The organism is Mesobacillus jeotgali, assembly GCF_014856545.2.
Taxonomy (GTDB): Bacteria; Bacillota; Bacilli; order Bacillales; family Cytobacillaceae; genus Mesobacillus.
In genome coordinates this window covers 4447534-4462639 of sequence record NZ_CP109811.1, presented here as the reverse complement: position 1 = coordinate 4462639, position 15106 = coordinate 4447534, and the positions used below count along the sequence as shown (strand labels likewise).

Here is a 15106-nt window from a genome sequence, read left to right as displayed (position 1 = left end):
GCGCTTCGTGAGTTTTTCACTAGATTTTTATACAGGCAAAAAGAAGCAGTTAATCGAACAACTGAATAAACTTTATGTCGTGCTGCAGGATCTGGGAAACCAGTCGGACCTGAAAAAGCTGTCAGAAGCGAAAAGGCAGGTCATGGAAGAACAATTCCAAATCGTGGTGGTGGGGGAGTTTTCCCGGGGCAAATCGACTTTCATCAATGCTCTTCTAGGAAAAAAAATCCTCCCGTCATCGGCCCGCCCGACGACAACGCTGCTGAATGTAATTTCTTATAGCAAGGAGCCATTCATCAAGCTTCACTTTAGGAAGAAGGGTGTTAAAGAAGTTTCAGAGGAATTTTTTAAGAAGCTGGTGGCACCGAAAGAGCCGATCCCGGGAGATCTTCTGTCAGAACAGGAATATGAGCGGCAGGTTGAGCTATTTCAAACCATCGAGTTCGCAGAACTTGGACATCCATTGACCTTTTGTAAGGACGGAGTGAGAATCATCGATACACCAGGGACAAATGATCTAGACCCTGCTCGTGAACAGCTGACCAACAGCATTATCCCACGGTCTGATGCAGCAATATTGCTCCTTTCGGCAATCAAGATTTTATCAGAATCAGAGATTAGTTTCCTTAAGGACAGAATCCTGGCAAGCGATATACAGAAGATTTTCATTGTGGTAAATCAAAAGGACCTGTTGGAAAATAAGCAGGAAATCGAAAAGGTTTACCAGTACGCCTATAAAAATCTCAAGACAATCTTGCATGATCCTAAAATTTTCATGGTGTCCGCGATCGACGCTTTGAATACGCGCCGTCACGCAGCAGGTGAAGAGCTAAAAGGCAGACGCGGAAAGGCAGTCAAGGTCAAGCCTCTGGAGGAGTCAGGATATCCTGATCTGGAATCTGCACTTGCTGATTTCCTTCAATTTGACAGAGGTGCAGTGAAGCTTCGGAAACCACTGCAAAAGATGGATAAGCTGATTACGGAAGTTATGGCAAAACAAATTGATTTTGAATTCAATACCCTGCATCAGCAAAAAGAGGGACTTCAGGAAAAGGTGGCTGCTTTTCGGCCGCGCCTGGATCTTGTTCGCCGGGCAGGGAAAGAGTCGCTAAAGAAAATCGTCATCGAGCTAGACAAAGAAGAATCGAAGATGGCCAGATGGTATGATGGTCAGCTTGGTAAAATCTCCAATAAGGGTTTGGATACCTTTGATCGAAACCGCCATCTCAGTGTCAATGACATCAGCAGTGCGGTAGAGGGAGCTATTGCTCCGTTAGAACGTGACTTACATGAGAAAAAGAAAGAAAAAATGACAGATACAGCAAAGCGTGTCATTGATGATATGAGCCGCCAGTTGAATAATGAGTGGTTTAAACTAGAGGGAGAATTGCAAAATATAGGTTCTTACCATACAGACCATCATTTAACACATTCAGTTGTCCCATATGAAAAAGAATATGAGCATTCTATTTTTGATGACATTTTTGAAGAATTGGACAGCGCGTGGGGCAGAAGCAACAGCTTTATCGGAAAAGTAGCGATAGGGGCCGGCTATGTAGCTACTGCTGTGATAGGAGTGGCTTCCTTCCTTGTCAGGGCAGGATGGTCCTGGTTGACTGGTGAAGACGAAAAGACGAAATTTCGCCGGAAGCTCGTCTCTCAGTTCGAAACTACGGAAGCACAGCGAAAGCTAAGTTTGAAAAATGAATGGGATGGAATGGTCAAGGCCATCACCAAGCAATACGAAGAGATCGTCAATGATAACGTCCTGCAGGTAGAGAAACAGCTAAACCAGCTACTGGAGAATACAATGCTTGAGGAAAAAGAAATTGAAATCAAGATTGAACAGCTTAACCGCCGTTCGAATGCACTGAAAAAAATTCAGCACGACCTGTCAATCCTGAATAAGGACTTAATGAATCCCATGAAGCAAAAGGTGGGTGTGAAGAGATGAGTTATACAGAGAAGAAAGAGATAATCCAAAAGAAAGCTGCTGCTCTAAGAGAGTCGCTTGTCGAAAACATACCAGAAAGTTCACAGATGAAGATGCTGCTTGAGCTGGAAGAAGACTTGGCCCAAGATTATTATACAGTCATGGTTGTTGGAGAATTTAAACATGGCAAGTCGACATTTGTTAATGCTTTGCTTGGTCAGGATATCATGCCTAGAGATGTGACACCAACCACTGCCACCATTAACGCTGTCTTCCATTCTGAGAAGCCAGCGCTTCAAATCCTGAAGAATGATGGACAAGTGGAAATGAGGACTCTTTCCAAGGAGCAGCTTGACCAATATACGGCCTCAGCGGATTTTAACGTCGATGACATCAAATACTTGAAGCTCTTTATGACTGCTCCGCTGCTAAAGGATCGAGTGGTCCTGATTGACACGCCGGGGGTGAATGACCTGAACCAGCAGCGCTCCGATGTAACGTTCCAATTTCTGCCGAGGGCGGATGTTGTCATTTTTATGACTTCGATCACCGCTGCAATGAAGCAGACAGAAGTGACGTTCATCCAGGAGTTTCTTCTGAAAAATGGGCTGGACAAAATCCTCTTCGCAGCTAACTTCATGGATCGTATCGATGAAGAAGAGTTAGATGAAACCATTGATTTTGTTGAACGAAGGATCCAAAACACACTCAGTGGAGAAAAACCAGCATTATTCCCCATGTCCGCCAAGGAAGCTCTGGAAGGAAAAGTTACTGGAGATGCTGAACTGTTACAGTACTCGGGAATTCCTGAAATCGAGGCGGAGATTGCCCGCAGAATCGAGAGTGGAACACGCAGCATGGAAAAGCTGGAACGGTTCAATTGGCGGCTCCATGCTATAGCAGAGGGGGTTCTCAGCGAGATTGAAACAGCTGGGCAACTGTCATCGCAGTCAGTGGAGAGTCTTGCTGCGCAGGTGGATGCTGTAACCCAATGGTTTGAGAAACAGGACATTTGGAAGGGTCAACTCCAGAACTATCTACTGGAACGCAAGAATGAGATTAAGTATATGGTGCGGAAATCGGTACAGCATTTTGGCGGCATTGTAAAAGAGGACATTGAAAACAGGATTCGTCTATTTTACGGAGCGGACGTTAAAAATCTAGTGGAAGCACAGATTCCAATTGCAGTGAAATCTCATTTCAATCAATGGACCAATCAATACAGTGACTATATACATGAGCTCTTGCGCAAAACTCAAGCAGAAGTTTCAAAAGGACTTTCTTCGGCATTTAAGCAATCCGTTGCCATCCAGGCGGTAAAGGGAGAAGACCTCGCCTTTACGGATGCCGTACCTATGTTGAGGGCAAACACTGGTAATGCCAATGTTAAGGCGGGTGTTTTATTAGGCGGAGCAAGTACTCTGGTAATGCTTTTAGGCGGTCCCTTCTTTCTGCCGCTTGTCGGGATGGCGGGTCTTCCATTCTTGTCACAGAAACTTGCAGAAAAACAGCTGGAAAATATCAAACCTGAATTGATCTCCAACTCCAATAAGCAAATTGGCCAGCTGGTCGATAACTTGGAGGATCATCTGGAACAGTATATCAATCAGGCAATGAAGGATATAGAAGAAGAGTCCTTTGACGAATTCACCAGACTGCTTCGTTCCTATGAAGTCATCCTGAAAGGCGAAATCAAGGCCAAACAAAACGAGGCAGCAAGCATCCGGACCTACCAAGAAAAATTAAATGGATTTAATGATTTTATTAAAGATGAAATTTTAGAAGGAGTTGCAGTTGGATGAACGATTGGATGAATAATGAACTAGTGCCCGTTGCCGATACATTTGACCAGGACTTCGGGAATCGCAATGAAATAATGAACTTCGACAACCATCAAGAGTTGATTCAAGTGAATTACGACAGATACGATTACTCTAATGAATTTCTGGATTATCAAGACCCGCTTAAACATGCCTATAAATGTAAGTTTCAGCCTTTCCACCTTGATTTAGGCAATATTCATTTCGTCCAGCCCCACCATGTTGACGGCTATTTCCGACAAGACGGAACCTATGTTGAAGGCTACTACCGGGACGGCGACGGCAACACCAACTTAAACCGGCCTTTAGAGGCAGGTGGCGGGTATGTACGGAGCAATCCAGATGGAAATCCATTTAATAATCTTTAGAGACATGGACAGTTCTCGCGTCTCTTCGGGGGCCGAAAGGAGACATGGGGACGGTTCTCGGGCCGCAAATGTTATAGAAATTTATTTGACAGAAGTATTAACCAGGAAGTTTCGGATGGTTTAATTTTAATGGAGTAGTTTGTTTTCTTATATTATTGCTAAGTTATTTGTCCGAATATTGTTGGTGGGAGCAACACAGGGAGGGTTCTCATGTCTAATCGGTAGGTCCACATATATTAGGTTTAGGCTGAGCCTCATCTTACTATTTTCGATTTCGATGGAAAAGTGGTTTACTTATCATGTCTAAAGAACGAATTAACCCATTGAGCATATGGGTAATCTCGCCATTCAGATTTAAATAAACTATTAGGTATGTACTCTGGTTGAATGAACTAACATAATAATGTTTCGAAAAATAATAGCAAATGCCCATTGGCATTTGCTATTATTTTTTTTATCAATATTCCCTTTTTTGAAGTTTTCTAGGAAAATCTGTTCCAGCAAAGCAGTTTCTATAATGAAAATCAATCAATACCCTTAAACTAAACACTCAAGTAGTGTAAGACGATAATAACTATATAAGTTTTTGGAATCATAGTCATTGTCGGAGGGAAAAGAATGCAGAAACTAGATAATTTACTAGAAATTCAAAAGATAAAACACGAGATAGATCAGCTAAGATATAAGATTGAAGAAATTGAAAAAAGAACTATAAATAAAAACTTATCAGCTAGTAACAACATTACTCGAAGAAAACTTCTCACCTTATATATATATGCTGATGAGGCGCTGTTTGAGAATAACGAGAAAACAATTATACTTCGTTCGAATGCTGTAGAATTTCTTAAATGGGCAAAAATACATTTTGAGTGCGCAATAATTACTAATAATCCTCGATCTGAAATTAAAAAATCGCTTGAGGAAATGAATGACTGGCTAAAAGAAATAAAGGTTATTGAAAAAAATACTTTAACAACTATTGATGATGTAATTGATACCTATAAAGACTTTTATATAATTTCTACAGAAACATTACGCGGTCCAACTTACCAACTAGTTGATATAAGTGAAAATAAGCGGTATATAAAATTAAATAAAAAACCTTTAGATCAAGCACAAATCAAACTTTTTAAGCGTTTGAACGATATAGCCAGAAATAAAATGAGTTTTATTCTAAATAACATCCCTAATAATATTAAATCATACAGTATTTTAGGTAATGAAAATTACATTTATAGAAATTTCACTTACGGAAAGCAATACACAAAAGGATATATTGAACTGACAATCCAATCATTAGATTATTCGTTAATAACAAAATTTACAATTAATTATTATATTAAACAATATGAATCTAAAAGATATACATTATATACAACAAGCGGTTTAGAAGAATTTTTAGAAAAAATCGAGAATATTTCCGACATAGTCCTACCTATTATCTCCACTGGAGATATATCAAGTATTGTTAGCGAATTTATAAACGAAGACTAAACATGTTGACCTAACCTTAGATTGTTCTCACGTAGCATCCAGAATGCGAAATGTTGGATGAGTGGTTACGATTCCTATGAAGGAATGGCAACATAAAATAATTGAAAAACATTAGGAAAAACAGAAATAAAGAGAATAAGTATAATTACAGAAGTCCGATAGCTAGATTCATATAAATTTTCTATTTTATGACTCTAGCTTGATACAATTAATCTGGAAGGATGAGGAGATGGAACCAATAGGTTTAACAGCTTTTGCAATAACGACGAGATTTTTTGGAATGGTAAATTCTAACCGAAATATTAATGAAGTATTGTCTCAAATGATTATATTTTATGAAGAGCAAGAAAAAGTATTAGAAACAATTAAAATGGATTTAGAAACGATGAAAAAAGGACCTATTTTTAGCGCGAAAACGTATCTTTTAGACGCTTCCAAATCATATAGAACAGTGAATGAGCAACAAGAACTAGTTTGGTCTGCCAAAGATAAATTTATTGATGCTTTGGGAATATTACAGGCCAAGTCGCATAAAAACTATGAAGATCACTATTTTCTGTGTATTAATCATTTATATATTTCCATGTGTTGGGACTTACTTCATAAAACAGACGATTCAACTGATTGGATTATCTCTTCACTTAAAGAATGCAATGCAGCTACTTTATTAATTGAACAAGAAATAGGGTCTATTAATAGAGAACAACAAAAGCTGAAGCAAAAACTTAATGTGTTGAAAGAAAAAATTACAAAGGGTGCGACATCTACAGCAGTACTATTCTTGGCTTTCGCTCCTCTGGCACTTGCAAAGGATTATCCTAAATATAAAGAAAAAATTAGAGTAGAAACTAGGCTGAAAATAATCGAGGAAAAGTTAGTAAAAGTCCAATTTATAAGAAAGATTCTAAAAGAGATTATAGAGTCGCTAACACAAGTTTTAGAGGCTAGGGAGGATCACATGTCCCATACATAAGTGAAAATAATTGGTGTATCGCTGAGTAAGACATGAGATTGTTCGGATACAAAGGAACGGCTCTCATGTCTCATTCAGGAGCCGAAATAGTGTTAGTAAGTATGCTCTTGTGCATTTTTAAATTGTTGCTGAATATAGTGTCCGAAAAAACTTGATGGTAATGATTATCCGGAAGCTGACTGACAACTGTCCGTTTAACATGGGTTGAATGATGAATGATGAATGATGGGCAAAAGGGGTCTTCGATTTTAGACCGTTTACACTTTCACCAATTTCCATTGACTGTAAGGGAAAACGAGAGTGAATGAATTGGTCCTTAAGTACATACTGTTTTATCAAAGAATGGGGACGTACCTTGTGTTTCTTTTATATGTCCAGATTTCTGAACGGACTGACGTTTTCCGTTTTCGTGTATCGTTTTTGTAAATGAGGGATTCTTAATTGCGGCTTGAGAATCGTCCCCATGTTCTGCAATTGCATAAAAAGGTGGAATTTTTACTTTACTATAGTTCTAAAGAACTATATAATAAATGTGTAAATAATTCCAAATATAATCCTATGAAAAGGGCAAACTTCTCGAAAGGGGAGGACGCAAAGCCGTGAGTCTAAGGCATGCTGAGGTGTGCTAGGATCGTCAGGTTTCCATAGAGTAGAGTTCCTCTTGCTATGGCTTTTTGTCATAGTTTTTTTATTTTCCGGGAGGGGTAGATGGCATGAGCTTTCTTAAGACGTTTGGTAAATATGCAGGAAAAACAGCTGGGATTGTAGTCGGAGGACCAATTCAAGTGATTGGGGAGTTAGCTGGATCTGATGTGATCGAGGACATTGGAAAAGGGGTTAGGAAGGCATCTGAGTTCGCTGGTACTACGGTTGGACAAGCTGCGGATGGAGCTGTGGGGACTGTGGCGGGAATCATTAATGACAATCCAACCCAGCGTGATCAGGGTTTGAATGAAATCGGAAGTGCTGTCGGCAGGACCGCGAAGGGAGTCTATCAAACTGCTAAACATACAGTTCACAATGGCGGTGAAGTCATTGGCGGTTTTGTCGATGGAGATCATAACCGTGTAAAAAAAGGTGCGATTTCCATCGCTAAAACGGTTGCTATTGGAGCCTTGGCTGTAGGGGTTGTCGATGTTGTGGATGGAGTCGATGTCGCTGATGCAGAGGAGAATGGATCTAATTTACCAGATGCAGAAGTACCATTTGAAACCAAAACGATCGAGCTTCCAAACGGTGAGACCGTAACGGATTCCTTCCCTGTATTTGACTGTAGTTACGAAATGGAAATTGATGAAGATATGTATTTGAGAAGCGATTATATCCATTTTACATATGCAAACTATGAGTTATATGAAGATATTCAAGAAGATCCAGAATTAGCTGAAGAACTAGGATTAACCGAAGCAGACATCGAAGCTTTGTCCAATGGAGATAATCCAGAGGGATACACGTGGCATCACAATGAAGAGCCGGGAGTCCTGCAATTAGTTGACCGGGAAACACACGCAAGCGTAGGGCATACCGGAGGCCGTGAGCTTTGGGGTGGCGGAAGCGAGTATAGATAAGTAAGAAAGTGAATGAAGCCAAAGGGGCAGTGAGATGAGTTTCTTTAGGAATATAGCAGAAGTAGGGAAAATATTTGCGGATTCAGGAAAAGAATTAGGACAGATTTTAAGCGATGGAAGAAAAGAGTTTACCGAATTGATGACGGACGGCTTTAAAGAAATGGTGATTAAAGGCAACGACGATTATAAGACATCTTATGAAAAAAATAGTGAGGCAGGAGAAATTCTGTATAAGGCTCGAAGGAAGTATGATGAGTTATTCGATGATGTCCACGAGGAAATCCTTTGTGTAGAGACATTAATTGACGATCATTATGACTATAAAAAGAAACTGTATGAAGAGATAAAAAGTCAATACGGAGCAACGGTGGAGAAATATATATCTGACTATTATTTGCAAAGGAAGGCTTTTTATTCCTCTCATTCTGAGGATAGCAATCCTTTCATGCCTGCAGCGGCGGCAGTCATCGGTACATTGGGTGCAGGACTTGTCAGTGGGGTTGTTGGCATGGATCTAATCCAGCAAAGAACGCGTGTGAAGCAGGCAGATGCTTATTTGCAGGAAGCAAAAAAAATAAAGGCGAAGCTTGATTTAGAGTGTGGAAGACTAAGAGTATTGAAAACAAATTTGGCCTTTGTCGAAAAAAGTATCTACGAAGAACGTTCGCTCATTGAGCGTTTGTATCGTCCTCTTAAAGAAAAAATGAAGCAAACGGAAGAATTATTGGCTTTAGATTTTAACGATGAATGTGACGTCCAGGGTGCAGAACAAGTGATAGAAATCATCAGGATGCTGGAAAGAACGCTTACAACACATTTTCTTCAGGACGAAGCTGTCATCACGACTCAGTATCAGGAACTGACTAAACAGTTAGAGCAATTAGTCCGAAAAATATAGTGAAAACATCAAATCAAAAGGGGAAGTCATAATGAGTGTAAAGAATGTTTTTAGCGCATTGGATATCGCATCAGTTGTAACAGAAACGATTAATTCGGCGACAAGTTACTTGAAGACAAAAGAAGTGGAAGAAACCGAAAGACAGCGGCTGATTTCTTGCCTCAATGCCATTACCGCTAAGATCGAGCTGGAAAGAGACAAGTTTGAGAAGTTCATGGAAAACAGTTTCGCAGAACGTGAACGATTATATAGCTCTGCCGATAAGGTACTTGAAAAGGGACTACAGGAAAATAATATGCAACTTGTAACGCTTGCATCCAATTTAATGATGAACGTCTATAACAAGAACCCGCTAGATGGACTGGATAACAAAATGCAGGATGTAAAACTGGAGGGTCTTCAGCCTATAAAGAGCTATATTGACTAATAGGAGTGAAAAATTATGTCCTCAAAAGAAGAATGGGAACAAGCTGAACAAATCATTAAAAAAACATTAAAACAAGCAGCGGAAGAACTGGAAGCCACAATAAAACATGAAGAAGCAGAACGAGCAACCATCCTTGCCACAGAACAACAAATATACACCATCCTACAAGCAGATCAAGACAAGTTCAATCAGGAAATGCAAAACAAACAACAAAATAACCGGCTGCAAATATTGAATGAACAACTAGAAGAAGCCATTAAAAACGACGACCAAGAGGCAATTCAAAAGATAATGTTGGAGATGAGCGGTATTTAAAAACAAGAGGACGATTCTCGTATGCATTGGGAAGCCGAAATAAATAAAGAGAGCTTTCGTTAATGCCTGTACAACTCGAAAAGCTTGATGAAAAGTGGGAAAGTAACTGTTTTGATAATTTATTTATTTGTATTCTTTCCGCTATAAAATCTCCTATCCATTACTTCGTAAATTAATATCATAAGGATTTTTTTGATCGTAAGCGTGGATTTGGGGTGAAACGTTTTGTGCTTTATATATAAAGGAATTAGCCTTATACTGTTAACTTTATTAGAAACAATAGGGGTTTACTTTTTGGGTTCAATAATTGGAATGTGGTTTAAACAAGGTGGTGAACAAATAGGCGATACAATATTAGACTTTTTATATGGTGGATGGGTAAACTTTGGTGTTATAGCAGCGGTCATGTTCCTTACTGTAATAGTCTTTTATTTATTTGACATAGGTTGATAATCGATGTGATATGTGTTAAGGGTATAAAAGAAAAGCACTTTAAATGCCCACAAAGTCTGGTGATCTTTGCGATGAATGCAAACCATAATATTTATTTTATTTCATTGAGACACATCACGGTACTTTTGTCCCGTTTGGGAGCCGAATAAATGGTAAAAAAACAGATAGTTTATTTCTCTTAATGTAAAGGACCCTAGCTGTCATTAGCTAGGGTCCTGGTTTATGGGTCAGGATTCGAGGTACCACTAGTTATATTCAGCAAATAATTTAAAACTAGGTCGGAGAGGGTATCCAATCTGGTTTATTGATTTTATGGGAAGTTTTATTCTAAATCTTATTTACTGAAACTTTATGAATGAGTATCGCGAAGAGAATGAGCCAATGGTTGTGAAAAATAGATCTAGTAAATATGGGGGAAAAGCCATGAAGAAGAATAGGATCTCCTGCTTCCTCACCATCCCCCTTACAACACCTTCCCAAGAAAAGCCTTCGTACGTTCGTGTTTGGGGTTCCCAAATAATTCACCTGGTACATCCTCTTCAACGATATACCCGCCGTCCATGAAGATGACGCGGTCTCCGACTTCACGGGCAAATCCCATTTCATGTGTCACGACGACCATCGTCATTCCTTCTTGAGCGAGGTCTTTCATAACCTCGAGGACTTCTCCGATCATCTCGGGGTCGAGGGCAGAGGTAGGTTCATCGAACAGCATGACCTTTGGTTCCATGGCGAGTGCCCTGGCAATGGCGACACGCTGCTTTTGTCCGCCGGATAGTTCTCCGGGATAGCTGTCTGCTTTTTCCTCAAGACCTACTTTTCTGAGAAGTTCGAGGGCTGTCTGTTTCGCAGCCTCTTTGTCGACCCCCTTGGCCTTTATCGGTGCCAGGGTAATATTTTGCAGCACGGTTTTATGAGGGAAGAGATTGAAGTGCTGGAACACCATCCCTACTTCCTGGCGGATTTTATTGATGTTGATTTTCGGGTCGGTGATGTCATTTCCATTCACGATGACATGGCCATCTGTGATTTCCTCGAGTCTATTCAAGCATCGCAGGAAGGTACTTTTTCCAGAACCGGAAGGACCTACGACACAGACTACTTCCTGCTCTTTCACCTCTGTGCTAATATCTTTTAAAACTTCGAGTTCCCCAAAGGATTTTTTAAGGTTATTGACCTGGATTACGCTCATCGCAGTTCATACCTCCTCTCTATAAAGTCGCCGAGTTTGGTAAGCAGGTAAATCAGGATGAAGTACATGAGAGCGACCATTCCCCATATTTTAAAAGGTTCATAGGTTGCTGATACGACGACTTGACCTCTTTGTGTCAGTTCCGCGATTCCGATAACGGACAGGAGTGATGTGTCCTTCAGGCTGATGATTGCCTGGTTCACAAATGTCGGCAGCATCCTTCTTAATGCCTGCGGCAGGATGATATAACGCATCGTCTGCGCACTCGTCAGTCCCAGTGTACGTGCAGCTTCCGTCTGCCCTTTGTCGATGGACTGGATGCCAGCTCGGACAATTTCCGCTATATATGCGCCTGCGTTAATGGCAATCCCTACGATACCAGCTGTGACAGGTTGCAACGAAATGAAGGGAAGTGAATTCAATCCGAAGTAAATAAAGAATAATTGAACGAGGAAGGGCGTTCCGCGTACAAAGTTAATGAACCAAATGGCGATCCACCTTAAAGGCGGAATCGGAGAAAGGCGGAAAAGTGCTGTAATTAAACCGATTATGAATCCAAACAGCAAGCCGATAAGTGTTATATAGACTGTCAGTTTTATCCCGGCCCACAGGACGGGAAGGGCTTCCTGGAATATTTCCATTTTCTAGCTCCTTTCTTTATTAGAAAAAGACAGCGCGCTTACTGGGAGCGCGCTGAGAGAACTCTTACTCTTCAAGATAAGTGTTCAAGATTTCGTCGTACTTGCCGTTGTCTCTGATTTTTTGAAGACCACTGTTTATCTTTTCAAGCAGTTCCTGGTTCTCGCCTTTTTTTACAGCGATGCCATATTGGTCGCCGTTTAAGCGGTCCCCGACGGTCTTCAGGTCAAGGTTGCTTGTTTTAATCGCATATGCGATAACCGGGTAGTCTTCAATCAATACATCTGCGTTCCCGTTTGCAACTTCCTGGAACATGGATGGGCTGTCATTGAATTGGCGCACCTCTTTAATGCCAGCTTCTTCTTTAATTTTCTCGGCATGGTCAGCACCTGTTGTACCATTCTTAACGGCGACAACTTTACCTTCTAAGTCATCAACGCTGGTAATGTCGTTGTTATCTTCTGAAACAACAAGTGTTAACCCGGCATCAAAGTACGGATCAGAAAAGTCGACTTTTTCTTTTCGGTCATCCGTGATGCTCATGCCGGCAATCGCTACGTCCAGCTGATCAGCAAGGATTGCTGGGATAATGCCGCCAAAGTCCATCGGCTTCAATTCAATCTCAAAGCCCTCTTCCTCTGCAATGGCATTGATGATATCGATATCAATTCCTTTATACTCTCCCTTTTCTTCAAACTCAAACGGTGGATAAGTCGTATCCGTACCAACAGTGTACGTATTGCCCCCGTCTTCATCCCCACCGCCGTTTGCTGACTCGTTCGATCCACATGCAGCCAAAACCAGCATCACTGCCATCATTAAAAAGCCAAATATCTTTATTTTTTTCATCCAACCCCTCCAAATATTTTTTGATAATTCAGTACATTTGTCATGTTAACAAACATTTCCTGTCCGATGCAAAGGAAAAGGCTTTTGAGACTTTCAGCGGTAAGTTGGGGAGGGCGGTTCTGTTTTATATGTTCCAACAAGTGTAATGAAGTACCAATGCTTATCGCAGGTGTGGTCGTCTGGCCATTAGTGTGGGTTAGGCAGCCATTATTGCGATGATGATGGAATCGATATCATGACAGGCTATAACATAGAATATAAATGTTATAATAGTAAAATCGTAATATTCTGAGGCTGCATAGATAATATGCAGGCTTTATCAAATACAGATAAGAAAGCAGCGTGATATTAATGGATTCCATAAGGCAGTTTATGGAGGACCATTTGCAGGAGATTTTAGATGATATCAAGTTTCTGGTCGAAAGTGACTCTCCGTCATTAAATAAAAAACTCGTGGACGAGTGTGGAGAGAGGATTCAGGGGCTTTTATATCGCTACTTTGGTGAACGGGCAGAAGTGATGGAAGAAGAGAAGTACGGAAATCATCTGAAATTTGAATTCGGGGAAGGAAACGAAACCATCTTAATCCTTTCCCATTTTGATACAGTATGGGAGCCTGGGGATTTAGAGTTTAAAATCGAAGGCGATCTTGCATACGGACCTGGCATCCTGGATATGAAGGGCGGCCTTGTACAGGCGATTTGGGCAATAAAAGCCATTAAGGAATTGAATATTCCATTGTCTAAGAAAATTGTCTACCTTTTTACCAGTGATGAAGAGGTGAGCAGCCCGACATCACGCTATGTCATTGAAGAGATAGCGAAGGAATGCCATTATGCATTAGTTACGGAACCACCCGTTGTCCGGACGGGTGCCTTAAAAACGGCAAGAAAAGGGTCGGCGCGTTATTATATTGATATTACAGGCAAGGCTGCCCACGCTGGCAACAACCATCATGAAGGAGCTAGTGCTATTCAAGAGGCTGCCAAGACCATTGATTTTTTAGAGTCATTAACAGATTACGAGGTTGGAACCACCGTCAATGTGGGATTTGTTAAAGGCGGAGGCAAGCTCAATGTCGTGGCCGACCACGCAGAGATTGGCATTGATGTGCGAGCGGGAACAAGTGAAGAACAAGAAAGAATCGATGAAATAATTCATGGGTTGACACCGTTCACAGAGGGGACAAGTATCGACGTTCAAGGAGGCATCTCCCGCCCTCCGATGGAACGAAATCAAGATACAAAAGATCTATTCCAGACCGCCAAAGAAGCAGCAAAAGAAGAAGGCTTCAAGTTAAAAGAAGCTACTGTTGGTGGAGGGAGCGACGGAAACCTCACAGCCAACATGGGAATCCCAACCCTGGATGGTCTCGGTACCATTGGAGACGGAATCCATGCAAGAAACGAACACATCATCATCAGCCAAATCCCAGAACGAGCAGCATTTTTTACTAACCTGCTGATAAGTATTGGGACAAAAGATGGGGAGTAGGAGGGTAGTTTCTCCCTACTTTGTTTGCTGTAGGCGGTTAATATGGTAAATATGATAGCTACTCAATAAATTGTGATAAGACAAAGGATATGGTACTAGTATTATAGATGTAAACATAAAAAATATTGATTGGATGATTGAAGTGAATTGGCAAGAAGTTATCAATAAATTAAATATTACCTCAAAACAATTAAACAAATGGTCTAAAAAGATTGAACAAAACTATATATATTATTTTGACAGGGATGAAAAAGGGGAAATAATATATAACGAGAAAGATCTTAAGATTATTGAGGCATATAAGCAAAGAATAGATGGAGGAATATCAAATAAGGAGTTTGAGAAGTTGGCTCGGAAGCGGATGAATAGAGCTTCTGATAAATCCCAAATCAATACTGCTATGAAATTTGATCTCAAAGAGGACCCGACTATTTGTTCATCTTGTGGAATGAAGATTCGCAATGTTTATGGGATAACTAGGTGTGGTTGTAATTAGGTTAAGCTTATTATGAGGATGGTTTCTTGCCCCCATACGAGAAACGACACAATGAAGGAACCGACTGAGCAGGCAAGAAAATCCGCTTGGTGGGCTTTTTCTTTGCAGGAATCTGTTTTATTTTGGACAAATCTTTCTATATGGAAAAGGGCAGGTGAGCTGTTTTAATTGCTCATCCTGCCCTTTA

The 15106-nt window shown here is 40.6% G+C and carries 15 protein-coding genes and 1 riboswitch; of the genes, 12 read left to right on the top strand and 3 right to left on the bottom strand.

Annotated features, from left to right (window positions below; translation table 11 throughout):
- Positions 1-7: 7 nt before the first annotated feature.
- From FOF60_RS22670 to FOF60_RS22625, 10 genes are all read left to right on the top strand, one after another.
- Complete coding sequence (locus tag FOF60_RS22670) at positions 8-1954, top strand: dynamin family protein (RefSeq protein ID WP_192470945.1); 1947 nt, start codon at positions 8-10, stop codon at positions 1952-1954.
- Positions 1951-3735, top strand: coding sequence for a dynamin family protein (locus FOF60_RS22665; protein ID WP_192470946.1), 1785 nt, complete (start codon positions 1951-1953; stop codon positions 3733-3735). The genes FOF60_RS22670 and FOF60_RS22665 overlap by 4 nt, the downstream gene beginning before the upstream one ends.
- Complete coding sequence (locus FOF60_RS22660) at positions 3732-4121, top strand: hypothetical protein (RefSeq protein WP_192471065.1); 390 nt, start codon at positions 3732-3734, stop codon at positions 4119-4121. Before FOF60_RS22665 ends, FOF60_RS22660 begins: the two co-directional genes overlap by 4 nt.
- A 618-nt stretch (positions 4122-4739) precedes the next feature.
- Positions 4740-5615: a hypothetical protein gene (locus FOF60_RS22655; RefSeq protein WP_192470947.1), complete on the top strand. Its 876-nt coding sequence runs from the start codon at positions 4740-4742 to the stop codon at positions 5613-5615.
- Positions 5616-5844: 229 nt separating this feature from the next.
- Positions 5845-6588: a hypothetical protein gene (locus tag FOF60_RS22650; RefSeq protein WP_192470948.1), complete on the top strand. Its 744-nt coding sequence runs from the start codon at positions 5845-5847 to the stop codon at positions 6586-6588.
- A 556-nt stretch (positions 6589-7144) separates the two neighbouring features.
- Positions 7145-7235: riboswitch (cyclic di-GMP riboswitch) on the top strand.
- A 66-nt stretch (positions 7236-7301) separates the two neighbouring features.
- Positions 7302-8156: an HNH endonuclease gene (locus FOF60_RS22645; protein ID WP_192470949.1), complete on the top strand. Its 855-nt coding sequence runs from the start codon at positions 7302-7304 to the stop codon at positions 8154-8156.
- A 34-nt stretch (positions 8157-8190) separates the two neighbouring features.
- The gene (locus FOF60_RS22640; RefSeq protein WP_192470950.1) at positions 8191-9054 is read left to right on the top strand and encodes a hypothetical protein; all 864 of its coding nucleotides are present in this window, start codon (positions 8191-8193) and stop codon (positions 9052-9054) included.
- 31 nt (positions 9055-9085) lie between these two features.
- Positions 9086-9481: a hypothetical protein gene (locus tag FOF60_RS22635; protein ID WP_192470951.1), complete on the top strand. Its 396-nt coding sequence runs from the start codon at positions 9086-9088 to the stop codon at positions 9479-9481.
- 15 nt (positions 9482-9496) lie between these two features.
- The gene (locus FOF60_RS22630; protein WP_192470952.1) at positions 9497-9796 is read left to right on the top strand and encodes a hypothetical protein; all 300 of its coding nucleotides are present in this window, start codon (positions 9497-9499) and stop codon (positions 9794-9796) included.
- A gap of 294 nt (positions 9797-10090) precedes the next feature.
- The gene (locus FOF60_RS22625; RefSeq protein ID WP_192470953.1) at positions 10091-10246 is read left to right on the top strand and encodes a hypothetical protein; all 156 of its coding nucleotides are present in this window, start codon (positions 10091-10093) and stop codon (positions 10244-10246) included.
- 466 nt (positions 10247-10712) lie between these two features.
- Here FOF60_RS22625 and FOF60_RS22620 read toward each other — a convergent pair whose 3' ends face one another.
- The 3 genes from FOF60_RS22620 to FOF60_RS22610 form a co-directional block, all read right to left on the bottom strand.
- Positions 10713-11441, bottom strand: coding sequence for an amino acid ABC transporter ATP-binding protein (locus FOF60_RS22620; protein WP_192470954.1), 729 nt, complete (start codon positions 11439-11441; stop codon positions 10713-10715).
- The gene (locus FOF60_RS22615) at positions 11438-12082 is read right to left on the bottom strand and encodes an amino acid ABC transporter permease (protein ID WP_192470955.1); all 645 of its coding nucleotides are present in this window, start codon (positions 12080-12082) and stop codon (positions 11438-11440) included. The genes FOF60_RS22620 and FOF60_RS22615 overlap by 4 nt, the downstream gene beginning before the upstream one ends.
- Before the next feature lie 64 nt (positions 12083-12146).
- Positions 12147-12929 carry a transporter substrate-binding domain-containing protein gene (locus FOF60_RS22610; RefSeq protein ID WP_192470956.1) on the bottom strand — a complete coding sequence of 261 codons (783 nt, stop codon included), beginning with the start codon at positions 12927-12929 and terminating at the stop codon, positions 12147-12149.
- A gap of 384 nt (positions 12930-13313) precedes the next feature.
- Here FOF60_RS22610 and FOF60_RS22605 point away from each other — a divergent pair, with 384 nt between their 5' ends.
- On the top strand, positions 13314-14423 hold the full coding sequence (locus FOF60_RS22605; protein ID WP_319801550.1) for a M20 family metallopeptidase: 1110 nt from the start codon (positions 13314-13316) through the stop codon (positions 14421-14423).
- Positions 14424-14565: 142 nt separating this feature from the next.
- Positions 14566-14919 (top strand): hypothetical protein, encoded by a 354-nt coding sequence (locus FOF60_RS22600; RefSeq protein WP_192470958.1) that lies wholly within the window; start codon positions 14566-14568, stop codon positions 14917-14919.
- The last annotated feature ends 187 nt before the right edge of the window (positions 14920-15106 follow it).